This window comes from Streptomyces colonosanans, from assembly GCF_001866645.1.
GTDB lineage: Bacteria > Actinomycetota > Actinomycetes > Streptomycetales > Streptomycetaceae > Streptomyces > Streptomyces colonosanans.
Genome location: NZ_MLYP01000123.1, coordinates 1 through 1,000, shown reverse-complemented (window position 1 = coordinate 1,000; position 1,000 = coordinate 1). Strand labels below are relative to the sequence as shown.

The window sequence follows — 1,000 nt, the reverse complement described above, 5'->3', positions numbered from 1 at the left end:
ATCCTGTCCCGACCACGAAGGCCGCCGACCCCACCTCGCCTGGGCAGCATCCCACCAGTCAGGTGTGTGCCAAGCCGTCGAAGGCCGGCGAGATGTCCTGCCTCGCGATGGTCCGCACGGATGTCGTCGCGGCGAAGGGGCTGCAGGCTGATGCGGCTCCCACGGGTTTCGGTCCGGCCGACCTGCAGAGCGCGTACAACCTGCCGTCCGCCGGCTCCACCGAGACGGTCGCGATCGTCGACGCGTACGACAACCCGAACGCCGAGGCGGACCTGGCCGTCTACCGTCAGCAGTACGGGCTGCCGCCGTGCACCACGGCCAACGGCTGCTTCAAGAAGATCGACCAGCGCGGCGGCACGGACTATCCGTCCCCGGACTCCGGGTGGGCCGGGGAGATCGCCCTGGACCTCGACATGGTCAGCGCGACCTGCCCGAGCTGCAAGATCCTGCTGGTCGAAGCCGACGACGCCTACATGGACAACCTCGGTGCGGCCGTGAACCAGGCGGTCGCCCAGGGCGCCAAGTACGTCTCCAACAGCTACGGCGGCCGCGAGGGTTCCGATCAAACCCAGTACGACGACGCCTACTTCAACCACCCGGGTGTCGCGATCACGGTCAGCAGCGGTGATTTCGGTTATGGCGTGGAGTATCCGGCCGCGTCGCCGTATGTGACGGCGGTCGGCGGCACCTCGCTGGTCAAGAACGCCTCCACGACCCGCGGTTGGACCGAGGGAGTGTGGAGTGGCGCGGGCAGTGGTTGCTCGGCGTATGGCGCCAAGCCGTCGTTCCAGAAGGACAGCGACTGCGCGCGTCGTACGGTCGCGGATGTGTCGGCGGTCGCCGACCCGAACACCGGTGTCGCGGTCTACCACGGCGGCTGGAAGGTCTTCGGCGGCACCAGCGCGTCCGCCCCGATCATCGCCTCGGTCTACGCGCTGGCCGGGACACCGGCGGCGAGTTCGATGCCCAACTCCTACCCCTACGCCCAGCCCTCCGCGCT

General features: G+C 68.8%; 1 protein-coding gene. It reads left to right on the top strand.

What is annotated here, in order from left to right:
- Nucleotides 1-1,000 (top strand): S53 family peptidase (locus BIV24_RS30330; RefSeq protein WP_245767011.1); only part of this gene is annotated, 1,000 nt, incomplete at both ends.